This window comes from Vibrio sp. 1078-1 (genome assembly GCF_033340475.1).
Genome location: NZ_JAWOWM010000288.1, coordinates 1 through 740, shown reverse-complemented (window position 1 = coordinate 740; position 740 = coordinate 1). Strand labels below are relative to the sequence as shown.

Annotated in this window: 1 protein-coding gene; it reads right to left on the bottom strand. The window is 47.8% G+C overall.

Annotated elements, in window-relative coordinates; all coding sequences use genetic code 11:
* Positions 1-51 precede the first annotated feature (51 nt).
* A complete protein-coding gene (locus tag R7190_RS27145) occupies positions 52-681 on the bottom strand; it encodes a response regulator transcription factor (protein WP_005465748.1) in 630 nt (209 codons plus the stop codon).
* Positions 682-740 lie beyond the last annotated feature (59 nt).

Sequence of the window (740 nt, the reverse complement as noted above, 5' to 3'; positions counted from 1 at the left end):
GGTTTACGTTTACCCAATGAAGAAGAGGAAGGGGAAGAGGAGGACTAAGTCCTAATCATTCATTTCCGTTAACATGATGACGGCTTGCGTGCGGTTCTTCACGCCGAGCTTGCGGAAAATCGCCGTCATGTGTGCTTTGATGGTGGCTTCTGATACATTCAACTCGTAAGCGATTTGTTTGTTCAGCAAGCCATCAGACAACATCCCCAACACTTTGTATTGCTGTGGCGTTAGCGCGGCAATCTTCTCTGCTAAATCATTACACGCTGCGTTATTGGTGATCAGCCCTTCAGGGAAGTATGGGTCGCCATTGAGCACTTGGTTGAGTGCATTGACCAGTTCACGCATATCACTCGATTTCGGAATAAAGCCAAACGCACCATGGCTCTTCACTTGACTCACCACCGTTGGCTCTTCGCTGGCGGATACCACGACGATAGGCAAATCTGGGTATTCCGCTCTTAAGTGGATAAGCCCTGACATTCCATTAGCCCCAGGCATTTTGAGATCCAACAGCACCAAATCCGGCTCTTCCTCTTTGGCGAGTAATGCAAGCAGGGCATCAAGAGAGTCTGCTTCAAGCAGATTGGCACCACTGACAGCCATGTGTACCGATTGGAACAATGCATTACGGAAGAGAGGGTGATCATCGGCGATGATGATGGTGTAGGTCGAATCCATGACGTTAAACACTTTTGACTATTTCGTTAAATGAATTATTGTCCAGCTTTGAGAAGGTG